Below are 20,591 nucleotides of genomic sequence, written 5' to 3'. Positions count from 1 at the left end.
AATCCATCATCAATCCTCTCCTCCCCGGTATCGCCCGATCATGGCGCAAGCGGTGGCGGCCGCGCAACGCGTCCACCTCGCAGCAACAGCCTGTTAACGGCAACGCTTGGATGATGGGGTCCACCCTGGACCGGAGCGCAACCCAATGGCCGACCTCAAGATCGCGGTGCTCGTCGGCAGCATCCGCAAGGAATCCCTGAACCGTTCACTCGCGCAGGCGCTCGAAAAGCTGCTGCCGGCAGGCGTCAGCTTCGAGTACGCGCGCATCGACGACCTGCCTCCCTACAACCAGGACGAGGACGACAACCAGCCCGCCCCGGCGAAGCGGCTCAAGGCGCTGATCGCCGAGGCCGACGGCGTGCTGTTCGTGACCCCCGAGTACAACCGCTCGGTGCCAGGCGTGCTCAAGAACGCCATCGACCACGCATCGCGGCCGTATGGGCAAAGCGCGTTCGCGGGCAAGGCCGCGGGCATCGTCGGCATCTCCATCGGCGCCATCGGCACCGCCTGCGCGCAGCAGCACCTGCGGGCCATCGCCGGCTATCTCGACATGCCGACCTACGGCCAGCCGGAAATCTTCCTGCAGGCCAAGGACGGGCTGTTCGAAGCCGATGGCAGCGTCGGCGAAGCCAGTCGCGGCTTCCTGCAGGGCTGGGTAGACGGCTACGTGGCCTGGGTGAAGAAGCACTCGGGACGCTGAAACCACGGACTCCGAACCCCGCAACATTGTCCGACCGGACCGGGCGGTATAACATTGGTTATAACCGCCCAGGGATACCGGTCATGAAGCTCAAGATCACCACCATCGGCAACTCCGCCGGGGTCATCCTGCCCAAGGAGCTGCTGGCCCGGCTGCGCCTGCAGAAGGGTGACGAACTGTTCGCGCTGGAAACACCCGACGGCATCAAGCTGACCGTGTTCGATCCGACGCTGGCCGAGCAGATGGAGGTCGCGGAGCAGGTCATGCGCGATCGCCGTGCACTGCTCAACAAGCTCGCGCAGTAGTGGCGGCCATGATCACCTGGATCGGGAAGCCGTTTGCACTTGCCATCCACGACCGCCAACTGAGCGAGCACGGCGGGAACGGCGGTGTGCGTGACGAAAGCCTGCTGGACTCCGCCCTCGCCCGTCCGCAGCAGCTGTACGCGTACGGCGACCCGCCGCCGGACCTTGCCGATCTCGCCGCGAGCCTGGCGTTTGGCCTGGCACGCAACCATCCTTTCATTGACGGCAACAAGCGCACTGCGGCCGTGGCCTGCGAAGTGTTCATCGTGCTCAACGGCGGCTCACTACAAGCCGAAGACCTCGAGTTGTACCCGGTCTATCTCGCCCTTGCCGAGGGCAGCCTCCCCGAAATCGAATTCGCCGCGTGGCTGCGCGACCGCATCCAGCACAAGGCCGGCATCGACGTACACGAGCCCAAGGCGCGCCACGCACGCTGAGCTGCACCCGCCCCCAGGGTCCGTCCTCCACCCTTCCACCCTTGCAGTGCGCGTCGTCGCCGACGCCCACGGAGCCGCTCCATGTCCGTCATCTATCCGCCGCTGCGCGAGCAGTGGTTCGGCAACATCCGTGGCGATGTCCTGTCCGGCGTGCTGGTCGCACTGGCGCTGATCCCCGAGGCCATCGCGTTCTCGATCATCGCCGGCGTCGATCCCAGGGTCGGCCTGTATGCCTCGTTCTGCATCGCGGTGGTCACGGCAGTGGCCGGTGGCCGACCGGGGATGATCTCCGCCGCCACCGGGGCGATGGCGCTGGTGATGGTCGACCTGGTGCGCGACCACGGGCTGCAGTACCTGCTGGCGGCGACCATCCTGGCCGGCCTGCTGCAGATCCTCGCCGCCGTACTGCGCCTGAACACGCTGATGCGCTTCGTGTCGCGTTCGGTGGTGATCGGCTTCGTCAACGCGCTGGCGATCCTGATCTTCATGGCGCAGCTGCCGGAGCTGATCGGCATGCCGCTGACGGTGTACGCCGTATGCGCGGCGGGACTGGCGATCATCTACCTGCTGCCGCTGGTCACGAAAGCTGTGCCTTCGCCGCTGGTGGCGATCATCCTGCTCACCGCGCTCAGCCTCTGGCTGGGCCTGGACATCCGCACCGTGGGTGACATGGGCGAGCTGCCGGACGCGCTGCCGACGTTCCTGTTCCCGGACATTCCGTGGACGCTGGACACGCTGTGGATCCTGCTGCCGGTGTCGGCCACGCTGGCCGTGGTCGGCCTGCTGGAGTCGCTGATGACCGCGCAGATCGTCGAGGACATGACCGACACGCCCACCAACCGCCGCCGCGAGTGCGCTGGCCAGGGGTCAGCGAACATCGTCGCCGGGCTGTTCGGCGGCATGGCCGGCTGCGCGATGATCGGCCAGTCGGTGATCAACGTCAGCTCCGGCGGCCGCGGGCGGCTGTCGTGCATGGTCGCCGGCGTGGTTCTGCTGCTGCTCGTGGTCTATGCGTCGGACTGGGTATCGATGATCCCAATGGCGGCGCTGGTGGCGGTGATGATCATGGTCAGCATCGGCACCTTCCACTGGAAGAGCTTTCGCGAGCTGAAGACCCACCCGAAGAGCGCCAGCCTGATCATGTTCGGCACCGTGGTGGTCACCGTCGCCACCCACGACCTGGCCAAGGGCGTGCTGGCCGGCGTACTGCTGACCGCGCTGTCATTCACGCGCCGGGTGAGCTCGATGCTGCAGGTCGAACACCGCGACGACGATGGCCGCCGCAGCTACCGTGTCACCGGCCAGGTGTTCTTCGCATCCGCCGTCCAGTTCGCCAACAGCTTCGACTACCTGCACGCGCCCGGGAAGGTGCTGATCGACCTGCGCGATGCGCATTTCTGGGACACCAGCGCGGTCGGCGCCCTGGACCGCGTGGTGCTGAAGCTGCGCAAGCACGGCGCGACGGTGGAAGTGGTCGGCCTGAACCGGGCGAGCCAGTCACTGGTCGATCGCCTGGGCACGCACGGTGACGAAGCTCCGGCCTCGTCGATGGGCCAATAGGAGACGCTGACCGGGCCCCGATCAGCTGCTGCGGATCAATCCCGCATCGGCGCCGGGCTCACGCGCCAGGCATTCCTGCAGGCTGTGCAGCTCGCGTTCCAGCAGCGGCGGCTGCGGGCCCAGCGGATTGCAGGCGCGCACGGGTGCCTCGCCTTCCCCGCACCGCTACAGTGGAGCGCCCCCAGCGAGGCCCACCATGCACGCCACGATCTATCACAACCCGCGCTGCGGAACGTCGCGCAACACGCTGGCACTGATCCGTCATGCCGGCATCGAGCCCGAGGTCATCGAATACCTGAAGGACACGCCCACGCGCGAGGAGCTGATCGCGCTGATCCGCGAGGCCGGCATCGGCGTTCGCGATGCAATCCGCGCCAAGGAGGCGAAGTACACGGAACTGGGCCTGGACGATCCTTCACTGTCCGAGGCCGCGTTGCTCGATGCGATGCTCGCGGATCCGATCCTTGTCAACCGGCCCTTCGTGCGCACCAACATGGGCGTGCGGCTGGCGCGGCCGTCGGAAACGGTGCTCGAGATCCTGCCGCCAATCAGCGCGTCGTTCACCAAGGAAGATGGCGACGTGGTGGCGCCGAAGTAGCGCCGCCACCCGCTCCCGCCTGCGGCTGCCCTCAGTACGTGTAGCCGACCCGCAGCCAGAGCGTGCGTCCCGGCTCGTTGATCCGCACCGCATCCGCCGGATAGCCGAAGTCGGCGTTTCCGGCGAGGTTGAGGTGCTCGCTGTAGGCGCGGTCGAACAGGTTGTCGACGCCGGCGGTCAGCTGCACGCCGCTGGCGAAGCGGTAGCCGGCGTTGAGCGCGAGCGTGGCGAAGCCGGCGCTCGGACCGATGTCCTGGCCGACCACGTTGCCATAGCCCTCGGCGACGCGGTCCTGTCCGTCGACCAGCCGGACCAGCGCGCCGGCCGACCAGGTGCCGTTGTCCCAGTCGGCACTGAAGCGGCCTTCCAGCGGCGGCATCTGCGGCAGCGGGCGGCCGCTGTCGCGGTCCTTGCCGCGGGCATGGGCCAGGCTGCCGCCGAGCGTCCAGTCCTCGCTCGCCCGGTACTCGCCGCCAAGCTCGGCGCCGCTGGTCCGCGCATCGATGTTCGACACCATCGAGGTCGCGCCCATCATCGTGTCCATGTAGCGGAACTGGATGAAGTCATCGACGCGGCCGGCGTAGGCCGAGATCCAGGCATCGAAGCGTTCGCCGCGGTACTGCAGGCCGACGTCGAGCTGGGTGGTCTTCTCGGTATCGAGGCCGGCGAAGGCGTTGGCGAAGCCCATCGGGCCCATGTCCGCGGAGAACAGTTCCCAGTAGTCGGGCATGCGCTCGGTGTGGCCAATGCCGGCGTACCAGCTGAGCGCCTTGTCGACGTCGCGCTCGAAGCGGACGAAGCCCGCCTTCAGCGTTTCCTCGCGCGACCGGCCGGCTGTCGGATTGGGCATTGCCGGGTGGCCGTGGCCACCGGCCACCGTCAGCCGTCCGTCCTCGGCACCTGCGCGGTCCGCGCGCGCGCCGGCGATCCAGCGGCTGTCGTCGCCCTGGAACCAGGTGCCTTCGGCGAACAGGCCGAGGTTGTCGAAGCGCGCGTCCACGACCCATGGCATGGCGAGATACGCGTTGCGGCCCATGCCGGCGCGGCGGCGGTGGCGGCTGTCCTGGGCGTCGATGCCGGTGACAAGCTCGAACGCGGCGCCGCGCCAGGTGGCCGCCGCGCGCCCGCCGCTGGTGCTGCGCTCGACGTTGGACGCCATCGGCATGGGCATCGAACCGTTCGGGTTCGGGTCGCGCAGGCTGTAGTTGTCCATCACGTGGTCGGCGACGTTGTGGTAGACGCTGGCCTCGAATTCCTGCAGCGCGCCGAGCCCGATGTTCGCCTTCTCGAAGCGCAGGCTGTAGTTGCTGCGGTCGAAGCTGCTGCCATCCATGCCACGGGTGGCATAGCGCGCCTGGCCGTCGCCGATGCCCACGCCGAGTTCGAGCAATGTGTCCTCGTCGGGCGTCCAGCCGAGCGCGAAGTCGGCGTTCCACTTCTTCCACGCCGAGCCGACGCGGGCGCCGTTGCCGTCGTCGTAGTCGCCGGACTCGGAGCGGTTGGCGCTGATGCGGGCGTAGCCGAGCGGCGCGCCCCGGGTCACGTCGACCACCTGGTCGTTGCGGCCCCGGCTGCCGGCGAGCGCGCTGCCGGCGAGCTTCCAGGTGGGCTCGATGAAGTGCTCGCGGTCGCGCTCGAAGCGCACCGTGCCGGCCGATGCGCCCGGACCCCAGAGCACCGTCTGCGGACCCTTGGTGACCACCAGCGCGTCATAGGTTTCCGGCGCGATGTAGGACATCGCGTTGTCCATGCGCGAAGGGCAGGCACCGGGCATGGCGCCGTCGTTGGTCAGCAGGTTCAGGCGCGAGCCGAACATGCCGCGCAGCACCGGATCACCATTGCTGCCGCCGTTGCGCACGGTGCTGAAGCCGGGAATGGTCTTGAGGTAGTCGGCACCGTCGCTGGCCGGAACCGGCTGGCGCGGAAGCTTGGGGCTGGTTTCCCAGGTGAGTGCGGACACCGGCGCGGCGGCCGTGACGACCAGCGCTTCGAAATCCACCGTGCGCGTCGCGTCCGACGGGGTGTCGGGCGCGGCGTCCAGTGCATGGGCGAAGGGGCTGGCAAGAGCGGCGGCAATCGCCACGAACAGGCAGGACGAACGGATCACCGGGCAGCGGGGGATCGACATGGCGTGACTCCATGGAGCGGAATGCGATGGGGTGCCGCGTGGCGGATGCCGGGCGGCGTGGCGAGGGTCAGCCGATGCGCGGTGGTCCGCGCGAGCCCAGTCCGTTCGGGTGCAGCCATGCCACGCTGGGTGCGGCTGGCGCGAGCGCCGGCGCGGTCGCCGCCGGCAATGCGAAGAGCTTGAACACCACCGGCGCCGAGTGCGTGAACGCTGCCAGCAGCGGACAGTAATCGCAGTCCGGATCACCGATCGCGGGACGCGCATCGCCCGGATCCACTCCATCGTGCAGGCGATGCCGGCCGTGTCCGCCATCGTGGGCAGGGCCATGCACGACGCGGGCCTCGCCCGTGGCTTCCAGCAGTCGCGTCGTGGTCGGCACCAGCATCAGCAACAGCGCTGCCGCCAGTCCGATCCGCCCCATCCAGTGCTGGAATGCCTTCGCGTTCATTTCAGTGCGGATTGTCGGCGCCAGGCACCGGAATGGATCTGACGCAGGTCAAGGCCGGGCGCTTTCCATACGCAAACGTACGCACTTGATCCAGGTCATTTGGCTCACCGCTGCACAACGGTAACGTGCGCTCCAACGGCCGGGCACCACGACGCATCATCGGCCCCCGATTTTATTCAAGCCCTTTAATCACTGAGGTCATCACCATGAGAAACCTGGTACTGCTGTTTGCACTCGCCGCCGCTGGCGGATTCGTCCCGGCCGACGTCGCCGCGCAGGGATCGGCATCGGTCGACATGATCGCCGACGTCAACTTCAGCCTGCGCACCGAGATCACCGGTGGCCAGATGGTCTTCATCGGCAACTCCGGCGCGATCAAGGACGTGGTCAACCCCGACCTGCGCGTGCCCGAAGGCTCGGTGGTCGCGATCACGATCACCAACAACGACGGCGCCATGCATGACATCGCGGTGCCCGAGTTCGGCGCCCAGTCCGACCAGCTGGTCGGCGTCGGCTCCTCGACCACCATCGTGTTCCGCGCCACCAAGGGCGGCACCTTCGAATACATCTGCACCATCCCCGGGCACAAGCTCGCGGGCATGGCCGGCAAGCTGATCGTCGGCGACGTGAAGGAAGAAGTGAGCACGGCGCTGGATGTCTCCAAGAACCCGGCCGAAGTCGGCACGCCCGTCGGTGACCGCGCCGCCGAGCATGTCACCTACGACCTGCTGACCACCGAGGTTGAAGGCCGCCTGTCCGACGGCAGCACGTACCGCTACTGGACCTTCGACAACACGGTCCCGGGTCCGCTCCTGCGCATCCGCCAGGGCGACACGGTCACGATCAACCTCAAGAACGCCGAAGACAGCGTCAACATCCACTCGGTCGACTTCCACTCCGTGACCGGCCCCGGCGGCGGCGCGGCGGTGACCCAGGTGCGCCCCGGCGAGACCAAGAGCTTCACGTTCAAGGCGCTGCACCCGGGCCTGTTCGTGTACCACTGCGCAACGCCGATGATCGCCCACCACATCTCCAACGGCATGTACGGGATGATCCTGGTCGAGCCCGAAGGCGGCCTGCCGGCGGTCGACAAGGAGTACTACGTGATGCAGGGCGAGCTCTATACCGCCCAGAAGCACGGCTCCAGCGGCCTGCAGGAGTTCTCGGTCGACAAGCTGCTTGACGAGAAGCCCGAGCACCTGATGTTCAACGGTTCCATGGACGCGCTCACCAAGACCTACGACATGAACGCGAACGTGGGCGAGGAAGTCCGCATCTTCTTCGGCGTCGGCGGCCCGAACCTGATTTCGAGCTTCCACCTGATCGGCGAAGTGTTCGACCGGGTCTATGACCTGGCCTCGTTCACCAGCCCGCCGCTGACGGACGTGCAGACCACGATCGTGCCTCCGGGCGGCGCGACCATGGTCGAGTTCAAGGTCGACTACCCGGGCAAGTACATCCTGGTCGACCACGCACTGTCGCGCGCCGAGAAGGGCCTGACCGGCATCCTCACGGTGAACGGTGAAGCCGACTCGACGATCTTCAACAGCGACCAACCGATCGACGCAGCGTCCGGCCACTGACGCCGGCGGCGCAAGACGGCAGGCAACGGCCCCGCCCCGGCGGGGCCGTTTTCGTGTGCGAAGTCAAGTGCATTCGGCGCCGCGATTGCACATAAGGGTCATGCCGCAGTCACGCCTGGTGCGACGAAGACACGGACAATATGCGCCATGCACCAGATGATCGAACTCCACCCCACGGCCGACGCGCTGACCGGCCTCGGCCTGCCCGCCATTCCCTACCCGGTTGCACTCCCCGCCTTCCAGGCCGCCGTTGCCAACGACGGCGAACTGCCGCTGGCCGACATGCTGCACGGCCTGCAGCTGCGCGCCGCCCGTGAAACAGCTGACTGGCAGGCCATGGAACCGGCGATGGCGCGCCTGGCCGAACTGCTGGCACCGGACGATGCCGGCGAATGCCTGGCCGCCGAAGGCGCGGGCTGGTGGATCGAAATCGGCCCGGTCGACCTTGGCGGCGCGGTCGTGGCCCTGCAGCGCGACGACGCACTCCTGGCCGCGATCGTGCAGCGCGCCGACGGTCGCCTGCGCATGGCGGCCTACCGCCCGTTGGATGGCCATTCCATCGAACTGCTGGTGGGCCTTGCCCGGGGCGACGTCCAGCTGGCGGACGTGCCACTGCATGCCGCCGGGGAGGCCGGCCTTCCCGGCCTGTCGCGCTGGAGTGCGGACCCGGGCAGCGGACCCGGCCTGGAGACGCAGCCCGCATGGCGCACGCAGCCGGCTCTGGCGGCGCGCAGGCCGGCGTTCGTGCTGGCCGAAATCGAAAGCTGGGACCTGCTCCGGACCTGAGCTCCGCCCGCCGGTCCGCTAGATCCGGGCCAACGCGTCGCGCAGCGGCTCCAGGTCCGCGCTGGACACCGGCCGCACCACCCGCCCCAGCTCCTGGCCGGAACGGAGCAGCACCAGCGTCGGCCACAGCTTCACCTTGAACGCCCGGCCCAACGGCCGGCCGCGACCGTCCTCGATCTTCAGGTGCACGACGCCCGCGTGCTCACCCAGCAGCACCTGGATCGGCGCCTGCGCCGCTTGGCAGTGCCCGCACCAGTCGGTGCCGAACTCCAGCAGCAGGGTGCCTTCCATGGCATCGAGCTCCGCACGCGCGGGTTCCACCGCCGAGTAGCGGGCTTCGCAGCTCACAGTGGCGTTGCGGAACAGGCGCGCGCCGGAGCCGTCGGCGACTCGACCAGAGTGTCGGAGGGGACCAGCGTCATGGATATCTCCGTTTCAATCGGGATTTCCACCTTCCCGGACCGGCGATCAACATCCCGTGACCTGCGGCAGGGCGGCCGCGCATACCTGCGGCTAGACTAGGCCGCCATGGCCCATCGCTTGAGATTGCCACGCACCTACCGGGCCGACCGGACCGTCCTGGCGGTACTGATCGCGGGGACCGCATGGCTTTCGTTCACGCTGGCCCGCGGGCCCGGCGAACTCTCCGCGATCTGGATCGGCAACGGCATCCTCACCGGCTGGCTGCTGTCCCGCCGCACTGCCACCTGGCCGGGCTACCTGGCAGTGGCGTTCTTCGCCGAGCTTTCCGCGCGCATCCTGGCCGGCGACCAGCCCCCGTACGCGCTGGCCATCGCGATGTGCAACCTCGTGGAAGCGCTGGCGGTGGCCTGGCTCGTCCGCATCCGTATTCCCGACATCCGCGATCCGGACTGGCTCACCCTGGGAGGGGTTGCGACAGCGGCCACGCTGGTCGCCTGCGCGCTGACGGGACTGATGGCGGCGACCCTGGCCTACTTCATGCACGGACAGCATTTCCTGCGCGCAGCAGGCAGCTGGTATGCGGCGCACGTCGTCGGCATGGTGGTGCTGGCGACGACCACGCTGGTCGTACAGCGCAAGGGTCTGGGACTGTTCGTGGAGCCCGGCCGTGGCTGGAGCCTGGTGACTACCATGGGACTGTTGATCGCAGTGGCGGTGGGCGTCGCCTTCTTCAGGTATCCGCTGCTGTTCCTGGCCTATCCGCCGCTGCTGCTGGTCGCAGTTCGCCATGGGTTCGCCGGCGTGGGGCTGGGAGTGATCGCCCTGGGGCTGGTCGTCGCCACCGCCACTGCGCTGGACTACGGCCCACTGTCGCACCCGAGCCTGGGCGACGCCGGCCGGTTGGCCCTGCTGCAGCTTTACCTGGCGGGCGGCTGCCTGATGACGATCCCCGTCTGCCTGGTCATGGCCGAAAGTAACCGGCTGGCTGCGCGGCTGGGCGAAAGCGAACGCCGCTACCGCATGCTTGCCGACCACTCGCACGACGTCATCGCGCGCGTGGGGCCCGACGGGGCGCTGCTCTACGTCTCGCCGTCGGCAGTGGAGATGTTCGGCTTCACGCCCACCGAGATGACCGGCACGCGCTGGAATTTCGTGCATCCGGACGACCGCGCGCGGCAGGCGCAGGCGATGGCCGATGTCCTGGCATCGGGCGACACGCGCACCGAGAGATACCGCATCCGGCACAAAGACGGCCACTACGTCTGGGTCGAGGGCGTGCTGCGCTGCATACCCGCCGATGACGGCGGCGGCGCGGTCGACATCATGGTGGCCGCCCGCAACATCAGCCGCCGCGTGGCCGCCGAGCACGCCCTGGCGGAAAGCCGGCGCGAGCTGGAACGGCTGTCGCGCGTCGATCCGCTCACCGACCTGGCCAATCGCCGCCAGTTCGACGAGCGCCTTGCGCTGGCGCTCAAGCGCCAGCAGCGCCACGCAATCCCGATCGCACTGCTGTGCATGGACATCGACCGTTTCAAGGACGTCAACGATGGCCACGGCCACGCCGCCGGCGACATCGTGCTGAAGGCCTTTGCGAAGCGGCTGTGCGACAGCGTGCGCGAAACCGACCTGGTCGCCCGCCTGGGCGGGGACGAGTTCGTGATCCTGATCGAGGACGCATCGGCCGAAGCCGCCGAGGCCGTGGCGCGCAAGGTGCTCGCCGCCATGGCGGAGCGGGTCGACGTCGGTGACACCCGGCTCACGGTCAGCACCAGCATCGGCGTCGCCCATGCGCGGCAGGCGGCCGATGCGGCAGGCCTGATGGCCTCGGGGGACGCCGCCCTTTACGAGGCCAAGAAAGCCGGGCGCAACCGCTACCACCTGGCCCCGGTGGCGTGACGGGGAATGGAGCACGAGGGCACGATCCAGGCCGGGTCCGCCGAGGGGCGGACCACCTTCAGGATGCGGCTTCCGCTCGCCTGACGAGACGGCCGTAATACCCCAGCAGCGCCGCGGCGCGCGCCACCACGTACACCACGAACGCCGCCCACAAACCGTGGTTGCCCCAGAGGGCCGCCAGCGGCCATGCGGCCAGCAGGAACACCCCCAACGACACCAGGCCGGCATGCCGCATCTCCCGCGTGCGGGTGGCGCCGATGAACACGCCGTCCAGCTGGAACGCGGCCACCGAGAGCAGTACGTACAGCGCGGCCCATGGCAGGTGCGTCGCGGCCACTTCGCGCACCGCGGGCAGGCTGGTCAGGGCCATCACCGCGGCGTCGCCCAGCAACAGGACCGCCACCGCCAGCACCAGCGCCGTGCCTCCGGCCAGCTCGCTGCTCAGCCGCACCGCGCGCCTGAACCTGCCGCTGTCGCGCGCACCCCATGCCGCGCCCACGTGCGCTTCGGCCACGAACGCGAAGCCGTCCAGGAAGAACGCGCTGAACGACACCAGCTGCAGCAGGATGTGGTTCGCCGCCAGGGTCACGTCGCCGAAGCGCGCGCCGGCGTTGGCGAACCAGCCGAAGGCCAGCAGCAGGCACAGCGTGCGCACCAGGATGTCGCGGTTGGCGGCCAGCGACGCGCGGATGCGCTGCCAGTCGGCGATGCGCGCCCAGGGCAGGAACGGCGCGGCATCGCCGTGGCGCACACGCAACACGCGCAGCACCACGATGATGGCGACGGCGCAGGTGCTCCATTCGGCGATCGCGGTGCCCAGGCCGATGCCCCGCACGCCCATGCCCATGCCCAGCGTGCCTGCAAACCAGATGTCCAGGCCGGCGTTGAGACCGTTGAGCAGCAGCTGCACCAGCAGCAGTTCGCGGCTGCGGCCAAGGCCGATCAGCAGGCCGCTGATCGCGAACAGGGCGAGCGCCGCCGGCGCGCCCCAGATGCGCGCGCGGAAGTAGTCGCCGGCCGCTGCCTCCACCCCGGCGCTGCCATCCATCAGCGCGAAGTAGAGCCAGGTGATCGGCCATTGCAGCAGCAACAGCGCGACGCCCAGGCCCGCGGCCAGCAGCACCGCGCGTGCCAGCGTGGCGCGGACCTCGGCCTCGTCGCCGGCGCCCGCCGCCTGCGCCACGAAGCCGGTGGTGCCCATGCGCAGGAAGCCGAAGCTCCAGTAGACGAAGTTGAAGAGCAGCGCGCCCAGCGCCAGCCCGCCCAGCTCCACCGCGCTGCCGTAGTGGCCGATGACAGCGGTGTCGACCAGGCCGAGGCTTGGCACCGCCGCGTTGGCGAGGATGATCGGCCAGGCCTGGCGCGCGATGGCCTTGCGGGTCAGGCCCGTTGCGTGCTGTGACAAGGCCGCGCTACAGGTTGGATTCGTCCGCGGGCACGTTGGCGGCCAGCGGTGCCGCGCCCGCGGTGACGCCACTCTCCGGCGGGCACTGCGCGCCCACGGTGTACGACGTCATCGACAGCGACCCATACGCCGGCCCCTCCACCAGCACGTCGGCGCCCTTGCCCGCCGCCGCAGCGATCCCGGCGAGATACAGCAGCGGCAGGAAGTGCTCCGCTGTCGGTGCCGAGGCAGCGTAGTCCGGGTGCCGGATGAGTCCGGCCGCATCACCCGGACGCTCGGCCAGCAGTTGCTTCACATCGGCATCGAAACGCTGGTTCCAGTCGAACCCGGAATCCGGCTGCTTCCAGTCGATCGCCCGCAGGTTGTGCACCACGTTGCCGCTGCCCACCACGAGCACGCCGCGCGCGCGCAGCGCGGCCAGGCGGGCGCCAAGTTCGATGTGGAACTCCGCCGGCTTCTGCGCGTTGATCGACAGCTGCACCACCGGGATGTCGGCATCGGGAAACGCATGCACCAGCACCGACCAGGTGCCGTGGTCCAGCCCCCAGCCGTCGATGTCGGATCCGACGAAGTCGGGTTTCGCGACATCGGCCACCTCCTCCGCCAGTTCGGGCAGCCCCGGCGCCGGGTACTGCACGTCAAACAGCGCCTGCGGAAAGCCGAAGAAGTCGTGGATGGTCCGCGGCCGTGGCATGGCCGTGACCGCGGTGGCGTTGACGTACCAGTGCGCCGACACCACCAGGATCGCGCGCGGCCGCGGCACCGAGGCGCCGAACGCGCGCCAGGCTTCGGTGTAGCGGTTGCGCTCGAGCGCGTTCATCGGACTGCCGTGGCCGAGGAAGGCGGCAGGCATCAGGGGCGTGGCGGACATGGCCTCAGCTGCCCCCATCGCAGCGCGCCGCGCCGTCGCTGCCCCGCACGTCGGCCAGGCAGCGCTCGCGCGCGAGGTGCCCGCGCACCTCGTCTTCCAGCCCGCGCAGCCCCCAGCGCCGCCCCTCTTCCACGGCTGCGTCCTCGTCGGCACCCTGCAGCCACGCGGCACGCAGCGCCGCCAGCGCGCCCACGCGGTTGCCGCTGGCACAGTGCACGAGCGTCGGCCCGTCGGCTGTCCGGAGCAACTGGTCAAAGGCCACCACGGCCTCGCGGTCCAGGTCACCGGCGCCGGCGATGGGCAGGTTGTCGTAGCCCATGCCGGCCGCGCGTACGGCGCCCGCCTCGTCGAAGCCGGGCGTCTCCGAGTCCGGGGTCAGGTCGATCACGTGGCGAATGCCCGCCGCGCGCAGTGCGGGCAGGTCGTCGGCGGTGATGCGGCCGCCGGAGCGGATGCCTTCGGCGGGCGTCGTGAAGCGTTCGAGCAGCGGGGATTGCATGGTGACCTCCTCGGGCGCCGGCGCGGCCGGCGCTTTTTCGGTCGTGGCGCAGCTGGCGAGCGCGAGGGCCATCGCTATGGGCAGTACGGCGGCCAACGGCAGCATGCGGGATCTTGCGGACATGGCAGGCTCCATCGTCATTGGCGCGGTGCGGGTTCGTGGACCACGATGGCCATGATGCGCCTGTCGAGCGCATTGGGGAACGCGGCGCCGGCGTTGTCGTGGAGGGGGGAAGAGTTCGATGAGGTGCATGGCGTGGAGCGGCCGCAAGGCCCCGGGGGCTGCAGGTTGCTGAGCGCAGCGTCAGACCATCGTGAACAGCGAGGCAGCTGCGGTCTACCGCCCCTATACTCGACCCGACCAGGGGGAATGCATGGCACACCAGATCGAGGAACTGCAGGCCGCGTTGCGCCGCTTCGCCGAGGAGCGCGACTGGGGCCAGTTCCATTCGCCAAAGAACCTGGCCGTTTCCCTGTCCATCGAGGCCGCGGAAGTGCTGGAGCACTTCCAGTGGCTGACCGACGAGCAGAGCCGGAACCTCGATGACGCCCGCCGCCAGGAAGTCGCGCACGAGATCGCCGACGTGCTGCTGTACCTGCTGCAGCTGTCCGACCGGCTTGGCATCGACCCGCTGGACGCCGCCCGCCAGAAGCTCGCGCTGAATGCCGAGCGCTACCCCGCCGACAAGGCCAGGGGCACGAGCCGGAAATACACCGAGCTCTGAACCCCGCGAACGACGGAGGGAGGCTGTCGTGATCGTCTACCAGGCAACCAAGCAACGATTCCTGCACGACAACGATCACGCGCAGATCGAGGACGAGGTGCAGCGCGCGTTCGTCAAGAAGGTCGGTCGTTACGTCTCGCAGGGCGAGTTCAAGTCGTGGCGCCATTCGCTGGCGGCCATGGCGCGCGTGCTTCGCGACCGCGACATTCCGGACGACATCGGCGTGGGCATCGAGTTCGGCATCGCCCAGACCGCCAAGCGAATCGACTTCGTGATCTCAGGCGCCGCCGATGACGACACGCCGCACCTGGTCATCGTCGAGCTGAAACAGTGGTCCAACTCGCGCATCAGCGAGAAAGACGGAATCATCATCGCCAACCGCGGCGGCAAGGCCGAGATCGAAGGTCCCCATCCCAGTTATCAAGCGTGGTCATACGCCGCGCTGCTCAACGGCTTCAACGAGGCCGTGTACGAGTCCGGCACCGAGCTGCGGCCCTGCGCCTACCTGCACAACTACAAGGATGACGGCGTCATCCGCCATCCGCACTACGCGGCCTATCTGGAAAAAGCGCCGGTCTTTCTCGACGGTACGGACGAGTTGGAGAAGCTGCGGGCCTTCATCAAGCAGCATGTTCGCAAGGGCGACCGCGGCAAGCTGCTGTACGAGATCGCCGAAGGCCGAATCCGCCCATCGAAGATGCTGGCCGACAGCCTTGCCAAGATGCTCAAGGGCAACCGCGAGTTCGTGCTGGTGGACGACCAGAAGGTGGTCTACGAGACCTGCCTCGCCAAGGCCCAGCAGGCGAGCGACGCGCGCAAGCAGGTGGTGATCATCCAGGGCGGACCGGGAACCGGCAAGTCGGTGGTGGCGGTGAACCTGCTGGTCGAACTGACCAAGCGCGGCCAGCTGACGAAATACGTGTCCAAGAACGCCGCGCCGCGGGCGGTCTATGCGCAGAAGCTGGCAGGAACGCTGCGCCGCGTAGAGATCGGCAATCTGTTCGGAGGCTCGGGCGCCTTCCACGAAGCGCAAGCCAACACCTTCGATACGCTGGTTGTGGACGAGGCGCACCGCCTCAACGAGAAGAGCGGCCTGTACGGCAACCTCGGCCAGAACCAGATCATGGAGCTGATCCGCAGCGCCCGCTGCACGGTGTTCTTCGCTGATGACGATCAGATCGTGACGCTTTCTGACGTCGGCCGCATCGCTGAACTGGAGCGCTGGGCGCTGGAGATGGGGGCGGAGGTCACCCGACTGGAGCTGGCATCGCAGTTCCGCTGCGGAGGCTCGGATGGCTACATCGCCTGGTTGGACAACTTCCTGGGAATCCGCGAGAGCGCCAATACGGACTTCGACCGCGATGCGTTCGACTTCCGCATTGTTGATTCACCCGTCGAGCTGCATGACCTGATCCGGGAGAAGAACAAGCTCAACAACAAGGCGCGCGTGGTTGCCGGGTATTGCTGGGACTGGAAGAGCAAAAAGAACCCGGACGCGTGGGATATCGAACTCCCGGAATTCGGCTATCGGGCGAGGTGGAACCTGGACAAGGACGGGAGCCTCTGGATCGTGGCGCCGGATTCCGTGGAGGAAGTTGGCTGCATCCATACCTGCCAAGGGCTGGAACTGGACTATGTCGGCGTGATCATCGGGCCAGACCTGCAGTGGGTCGATGGTGTGCCAAGCGTCTTCCCTGAGGCGCGGTCATCCATGGACCGTACGGTTCGCGGGTACAAGAAAGCACTCAAGGAAGACCCGGATGCCACGCGCGCTCGGTTGGAGATCATCGTGCGCAATACTTACAAGACGCTGATGAGCCGGGGGATGAAGGGGTGTTACATCCATATCGCAAGATAGGCGTCATTCGCAAAGTCCGCTTCCGACCCAGAGCGGACATTCTTCAACCGAGCGCACGGATTGCATTGGCCCATGCGCATGTTCTCTAGATGCGACAGACCTGATGTTGTCGCGGGGCCTATGCGTATGCCAAGAGGGGCGAAGCTCTGTGAAATAGCTATTCCTAGAGAGTTCCGAAGGTCTAATACGGACCAATTCTCTCGCGCTGAGGTTAGACTTCATCCGCCCCTCATATTTTGCCCAACTCTTGATTTTTTTGAGGACAGGCGAGGAACCAGAAGCCGACAGAGCTTTCTTATGCCACCAGACCTTTCACTGCTTCTCCGAAGCCCGCAAGAGTTGAGGGCGGCTCTCTATCATCGTTCGGCAAGAACGAACGCCCAGGCGATTCTCAGCGAAGCAGGGCTTCCGAGCTCAATGCTGGAGAACTGGGAAAGCCTCGGTAAGGCCACTGTCGCCGCGCTTGCTGCGCGTTCCATTCTCGGCTCTGCGGCCGGCAGTTCAGTCGGCTCAGCGACCACCGCGATTTCCTCATTACGAGCGATTCTGAGTGAGCGACTTTCAGCACAGCTCCTTAAAGAAAATCTGGTTCAGTACGGCGCGGGCGTGACCGCGGAGGAGAGATTGCTTCCGCAAACCGCACGGAGTGTGGCCCACCAGGTCATCGGGGCGTATTGCCATCGTTACGGGTTCGCCGAGACCAAGAAGCTGCTTCTTCATCAGGATATTATCGGCGGAAAACTCGAGGTTCCAATCGATTACGACGCGAAGACAGATCTGCAAGAACTCTATCAACGGCACAAGTGGAGCGTTCCTAAGTACGAGACCATTGCCCGAGAAGGACCACAGCACGACCAAATCTTTACGGTGAGGGTATCCGACCTCAGGCAAAAATCTGCGACGGCCGAAGGTGCGTCAAAGCGCTTGGCAGAGCAGGCGGCCGCCAGAAACTTCATCAGGCTGCATTTTACGAAAGAGCTGCCCCACCGGACGGAAGTACTTTCGCAGGACTTTGATCCAAAGACCGAAGCTCTGAGACTTTCAAGACTCCCCAATGTTCCAGAAGCGCAGAACCTGGCACGGGCCGCTGCGCTGGATGACTGGACCGACCGCCTCATTTCCCATGCCTTCGTACACTCGAGCTACGTAGGCGCTGAGAAGCCCCGCTCTCGGCTTGGCAAGGACAACAAGCTGTTGGCTCTTCTTGGGAGCCAAGTACTCCAATGGGCAAGCTCCGACGCCTTGCTCCGCCTCAAGTCGCCTTCGCAAATTCTCGAACAAGGTGGAATTTCTCAGCTAGTGAAAATAGCCGTCAAAGACGAAACTCTTGTACTAGCTTGCCGAGACTTGTTTGACGGCGGTCTTCCACTGGTCGGGCCAGGGGAAACGAGCCTTCGACTCGGCGTCAAGGCAGAGATGGTGCAAGCACTGTTCGGCACCTTGTTTTTGTCTCGCGAATCAAGCCTGGTCTCTGGCGAGGACGTGATCGCTGGTATTCCTTCGCTTCAGGGGCACTTCGAGCGTGTAGCTTCCAGGGGCGAAACTAAAGATCAACTGACCGATGCAAAGACTCGCCTGCAAGAGCGCTGTCAGGCGGTTGGAGTTCGAGTTGCTTATCAGACGAAGAGAGAAGCCGTGGGCTCGTGGCTTGTCGTCACACCCCGCGTGCGACTCACGTCGGAGCGGACGGGCAGCTCTCTTTCGATCCATGCGGAAAAAGTCGAAGGGAAGCTCCACGATATCCGAACGGTCAAAGACATCGAAGGTGACTTGGCGGAGATGATTGTGAGCCAGTTTGACGCATCCTTAGGCTTGGCAAGCTCCCCAACAAGAAGGAGTAATGCGGAACGCGATCCCGTTGAAAAATGGCTGATCTCACAAGTGCTTTCCAACCTCTCAGATGAGCAGAGCCAGAATGCCCGATCTGCCCGAATCGGAAACCTGGAGCTACTCGGTATTCGATATTTACACAAGCAGGACTTTTTCAGCTATCGGTCATTCTTGGTTGGCATCTATGAGCTTGCAGCCGATTTGGACACCACCATTCTTGAAAGCCTCTACCGCTTCTACGAAAACGCTGGGCGAAGCTCCAAGGCGACTGCAGACCTGCAAGAGCGATTGATTTCAGACTTAACCGCGCTCCAAGACTTCTTGCAGGACCTAGACCCTCTCCTCCTAGTCGAGTCTCTGCGCGAGACGTCTGAGTTTCGCTCGTTGGTTGCTCAGGCCACTTCCTGCAGACTTGCTAGTGGCGCCGTTGTCGAGGCCTCTTTAGAAGAGATTGGAAGCCAAGCAGAATTACTTCTTCGGCGCAGAGGAATGGCCGTTTCTTTCAAGTGTGACGCGCCTGCGCGCGTTCTTGAGGTTCAGGGTGCACATCTATACTTGATCGATCTCTTGTGCCACGAGGCTTTGCCCGAGAACTCTCTCGCCATCACACACTCAGGTGGGGTTTTGAGGCTTTCTCTAAATGCGGGGGAACGCGCGGCATCTTATCTTGCAGCGCTTCAATCCAATTCACTGTGGTGTGTACTGGTCAAGCTGCTACCAATCACTCAGAACAGGTCTGCGGGGGGCGCTGTCATAGTTGACATTGCGAGCGTTTGTGAGAGCGGCGTCTCCCGGTTTGCATTGAGAAGTTGGCTCAGCTATCAGATGCAGGGACAGCTCGAAACAGTCGCGAAGGACGCAATCGCTTCAGTTCTTCATGACGTCAAGAACGAGCTTCTTGCCTTCGAGTCAATCGCCAGGGAAGCTCAAGCCTCGCGATCGGTCCAAGATAAATATTCGTTAGCGTCTACTGCGACCCGTCATGCGGATCAAGCAAACTTGCGGTTGGAGGCGATACGTGCACTGATCCGATACGCCAGAAAGATTGAGATTGCCAAGTTTAGTGTCGATAGCACAATGCGTTCGTTGTCACGGGAGCTATGGGAATGGATGCCTAGCGAAATCGCATTTACACCGCCCCAACCTATTGGAGAGTGCCCCATCTGGGCGAGCGAGGAGGTTTTGCGATCCATTCTTTCGAATATTGCACGCAACTCGGTGGATGCAATGAGCGGCCGCGGCAAGCTGGATCTTGATTACATCATCGCGGATGATTCGAGTTGGGCCGAGTTCGAAGTCAATGATACCGGCCCCGGGTTTACGGATGAACAGCTACGTTTGCTCAATAGCGGCATTCCCATCGAATCTTCAAAGCGACACGGTCCAGGTATAGGGTTGCTCACAGTACTGATGCTCGCTCGCGACGTGGGCGGGAGCATTAGATTCGAGCGAAATGCCGCTGGTGGCACTCGATTTAACTTAAAGATGCCTTGTGCGGAGCCGCTACGTCAGGCTGTTCAAACACAGTCATCAACCTCAAGAGAAGCTTAAATGCCATGAGAATTTTGTGGGTGGACGACCAAGTGGACGTGGCCAAGGCTTTTGCCCGTAACTCGGCCGACCCCGCTGCTCAGTTTGAATTCGCGCCTGACGGAGAAACTGGACTGGAGATGTTGAAGGCTGAGAGTTTCGACCTTGTTCTGGTTGATCTGGCAATGCCTCCTGGTCGATGGGGAGGACTTTGGCTTTTGGAGCGATTGTCGCTGCTTAGCGTTGCTCCTCCGGCAATCGTCATATCCGGCGAAGGCTCTCAATCGGAAACCATCCAAGCTATTCGGCTTGGCGCGATCGATTACGTAATGAAGGAGCGGGTAGTTGAAGAGCTTGGGCCGCAAATTAAGGCCGCGAAGCAAAAGAGTGGGCTTCGCGAGGCCAGCGAGCTCAGGGAGCTAATTCGGTCTGGCGAAAGTAGGCTGGTTGAGTTCAAGTCCACTCTTAGGATTAATCTACATACGAAGAAGCCAGATCCCGCGATGGAACTTGCGGTAATAAAGACGATCGCCGCGTTCTTGAACTCAGAGGGGGGCACGTTGCTGATCGGCGTCTCTGATCGCGGTGAGACTGTCGGGCTATCCGCAGACGGATTTTCTTCCTCAGACAAATTCCAACTGCACTTCTGGAACATTATTCGAGATTCGGTGGGCGTTGAGTTCTGCGAATTCATCGCCTCGCAATGCGTGCCACTAGACTCGCACTCCGTCTTTATGGTTTCTTGCAGACCGAGCACGAGACCTGTTTTTGCCAAGTGGAAGTCGCCTGGTGAATCTCAGTATCAGGATCTCTTCTTTGTTCGAACCGGGCCCCAGACCGAACAATTGGGAACTCGGCAGGTAATCGCGTACATCGCAGATCATTTTAGCGAAGCGCGCCGGCCCTCCGGGCCATAAGATCGTCTACATCCGGAAATGGATGCGGCATGGTTCGGCTAAAGAGGCTGTCTTCGGAGATGGCAAGAGATTGAACAGTTAAGCCGACTTCGG

The 20,591-nt window shown here is 65.3% G+C and carries 18 protein-coding genes; 12 read left to right on the top strand and 6 right to left on the bottom strand.

Going from position 1 to position 20,591, the window contains the following annotated elements:
* Positions 1 to 145: 145 nt before the first annotated feature.
* The 5 genes from ACW7G5_RS03385 to arsC all read left to right on the top strand — a co-directional run bounded on the left by ACW7G5_RS03385 (position 146) and on the right by arsC (position 3,600).
* The gene (locus ACW7G5_RS03385) at positions 146 to 700 is read left to right on the top strand and encodes an NADPH-dependent FMN reductase (RefSeq protein WP_457001821.1); all 555 of its coding nucleotides are present in this window, start codon (positions 146 to 148) and stop codon (positions 698 to 700) included.
* Between the two features lie 83 nt (positions 701 to 783).
* Positions 784 to 1,005, top strand: a complete 222-nt coding sequence (locus ACW7G5_RS03380) for an AbrB/MazE/SpoVT family DNA-binding domain-containing protein (RefSeq protein WP_457001819.1) — start codon at positions 784 to 786, stop codon at positions 1,003 to 1,005.
* A gap of 8 nt (positions 1,006 to 1,013) precedes the next feature.
* A complete protein-coding gene (locus tag ACW7G5_RS03375; RefSeq protein WP_457001817.1) occupies positions 1,014 to 1,442 on the top strand; it encodes a type II toxin-antitoxin system death-on-curing family toxin in 429 nt (142 codons plus the stop codon).
* An 81-nt stretch (positions 1,443 to 1,523) separates the two neighbouring features.
* Positions 1,524 to 3,002 (top strand): SulP family inorganic anion transporter, encoded by a 1,479-nt coding sequence (locus tag ACW7G5_RS03370; protein ID WP_457001815.1) that lies wholly within the window; start codon positions 1,524 to 1,526, stop codon positions 3,000 to 3,002.
* A 196-nt stretch (positions 3,003 to 3,198) separates the two neighbouring features.
* Positions 3,199 to 3,600 carry an arsenate reductase (glutaredoxin) gene (gene arsC / locus ACW7G5_RS03365; protein WP_457001813.1) on the top strand — a complete coding sequence of 134 codons (402 nt, stop codon included), beginning with the start codon at positions 3,199 to 3,201 and terminating at the stop codon, positions 3,598 to 3,600.
* Positions 3,601 to 3,631: 31 nt separating this feature from the next.
* Here the strand turns inward: arsC and ACW7G5_RS03360 are convergent, their stop codons facing one another.
* Positions 3,632 to 5,728, bottom strand: a complete 2,097-nt coding sequence (locus tag ACW7G5_RS03360; protein ID WP_457001811.1) for a TonB-dependent copper receptor — start codon at positions 5,726 to 5,728, stop codon at positions 3,632 to 3,634.
* A 67-nt stretch (positions 5,729 to 5,795) separates the two neighbouring features.
* Positions 5,796 to 6,176 (bottom strand): DUF2946 family protein, encoded by a 381-nt coding sequence (locus ACW7G5_RS03355; protein ID WP_457001809.1) that lies wholly within the window; start codon positions 6,174 to 6,176, stop codon positions 5,796 to 5,798.
* 206 nt (positions 6,177 to 6,382) lie between these two features.
* Between ACW7G5_RS03355 and nirK the strand changes: the two genes are divergently transcribed.
* Positions 6,383 to 7,759 (top strand): copper-containing nitrite reductase, encoded by a 1,377-nt coding sequence (nirK, locus tag ACW7G5_RS03350; protein ID WP_457001807.1) that lies wholly within the window; start codon positions 6,383 to 6,385, stop codon positions 7,757 to 7,759.
* Positions 7,760 to 7,906: 147 nt separating this feature from the next.
* Positions 7,907 to 8,545: a hypothetical protein gene (locus ACW7G5_RS03345; RefSeq protein ID WP_457001805.1), complete on the top strand. Its 639-nt coding sequence runs from the start codon at positions 7,907 to 7,909 to the stop codon at positions 8,543 to 8,545.
* Positions 8,546 to 8,563: 18 nt separating this feature from the next.
* On the opposite strand, the gene ACW7G5_RS03340 is transcribed toward ACW7G5_RS03345, so the two are convergent.
* Entirely contained in the window at positions 8,564 to 8,893 is a 330-nt protein-coding gene (locus tag ACW7G5_RS03340) for a thioredoxin family protein (RefSeq protein WP_457001804.1), read from the bottom strand.
* A gap of 180 nt (positions 8,894 to 9,073) precedes the next feature.
* Here ACW7G5_RS03340 and ACW7G5_RS03335 point away from each other — a divergent pair, with 180 nt between their 5' ends.
* A complete protein-coding gene (locus ACW7G5_RS03335; RefSeq protein ID WP_457001802.1) occupies positions 9,074 to 10,864 on the top strand; it encodes a diguanylate cyclase domain-containing protein in 1,791 nt (596 codons plus the stop codon).
* Between the two features lie 58 nt (positions 10,865 to 10,922).
* On the opposite strand, the gene ACW7G5_RS03330 is transcribed toward ACW7G5_RS03335, so the two are convergent.
* The 3 genes from ACW7G5_RS03330 to ACW7G5_RS03320 are packed head-to-tail and all read right to left on the bottom strand — an operon-like array spanning position 10,923 to position 13,762.
* On the bottom strand, positions 10,923 to 12,269 hold the full coding sequence (locus ACW7G5_RS03330; protein WP_457001801.1) for an MATE family efflux transporter: 1,347 nt from the start codon (positions 12,267 to 12,269) through the stop codon (positions 10,923 to 10,925).
* A gap of 7 nt (positions 12,270 to 12,276) precedes the next feature.
* Positions 12,277 to 13,140 carry a 4,5-DOPA-extradiol-dioxygenase gene (gene ygiD / locus ACW7G5_RS03325; protein ID WP_457001799.1) on the bottom strand — a complete coding sequence of 288 codons (864 nt, stop codon included), beginning with the start codon at positions 13,138 to 13,140 and terminating at the stop codon, positions 12,277 to 12,279.
* Between the two features lie 4 nt (positions 13,141 to 13,144).
* On the bottom strand, positions 13,145 to 13,762 hold the full coding sequence (locus tag ACW7G5_RS03320; RefSeq protein ID WP_457001797.1) for a beta-lactamase hydrolase domain-containing protein: 618 nt from the start codon (positions 13,760 to 13,762) through the stop codon (positions 13,145 to 13,147).
* 250 nt (positions 13,763 to 14,012) lie between these two features.
* Here ACW7G5_RS03320 and ACW7G5_RS03315 point away from each other — a divergent pair, with 250 nt between their 5' ends.
* The 4 genes from ACW7G5_RS03315 (at position 14,013) to ACW7G5_RS03300 (ending at position 20,498) form a co-directional block, all read left to right on the top strand.
* Positions 14,013 to 14,363 carry a nucleotide pyrophosphohydrolase gene (locus ACW7G5_RS03315; RefSeq protein WP_457001795.1) on the top strand — a complete coding sequence of 117 codons (351 nt, stop codon included), beginning with the start codon at positions 14,013 to 14,015 and terminating at the stop codon, positions 14,361 to 14,363.
* 28 nt (positions 14,364 to 14,391) lie between these two features.
* Positions 14,392 to 16,221 (top strand): DNA/RNA helicase domain-containing protein, encoded by a 1,830-nt coding sequence (locus tag ACW7G5_RS03310; protein ID WP_457001793.1) that lies wholly within the window; start codon positions 14,392 to 14,394, stop codon positions 16,219 to 16,221.
* A gap of 417 nt (positions 16,222 to 16,638) precedes the next feature.
* The gene (locus tag ACW7G5_RS03305; protein ID WP_457001791.1) at positions 16,639 to 19,602 is read left to right on the top strand and encodes a putative dsRNA-binding protein; all 2,964 of its coding nucleotides are present in this window, start codon (positions 16,639 to 16,641) and stop codon (positions 19,600 to 19,602) included.
* A gap of 20 nt (positions 19,603 to 19,622) precedes the next feature.
* Positions 19,623 to 20,498, top strand: coding sequence for an RNA-binding domain-containing protein (locus tag ACW7G5_RS03300; RefSeq protein ID WP_457001789.1), 876 nt, complete (start codon positions 19,623 to 19,625; stop codon positions 20,496 to 20,498).
* Positions 20,499 to 20,591: the final 93 nt, after the last annotated feature.

It is taken from the genome of Luteimonas sp. A501, from assembly GCF_054052085.1.
Note: the sequence above shows the minus strand (reverse complement) of the source record. Positions and strands in the feature narration are given on the sequence as shown.